Annotated in this window: 1 pseudogene; it reads right to left on the reverse strand. The window is 40.2% G+C overall.

Annotation, left to right across the window (positions count from 1 at the left end):
- Window positions 1-309, reverse strand: a pseudogene (locus tag A3756_RS03675) (hypothetical protein); the annotation flags it as partial.
- Window positions 310-328 lie beyond the last annotated feature (19 nt).

Below are 328 nucleotides of genomic sequence, written 5' to 3' on the forward strand. Positions count from 1 at the left end.
GCCAGCACTTTGAACTTGGCGTGACTCTTCAATTTCATCAGGAAAAGAGAAGAAATGTCGAAAAAATGGTGACTGTAGTAAAGGGTTATATTTACGCTGAATGGTATAGGTCGCAATATTAACCACGGCTGGCGCTGACTCCTTAATGATCGGCGCGAGAGAGGGTTGTGAATTTCCTTCTATCAGACGTTGCGGAAAGCCAGCGGCTTGAAGTGAAAAAGAGAAACTTAAGCTGAGCAAGATGAACAAAGTCAAACCGTATTGCTTGAAGTTAAAAAACACATTATTTGATAATTGATTAAGACGCATCTTTTTATTGTCCTTCACT

The organism is Oleiphilus sp. HI0086 (assembly GCF_001635225.1).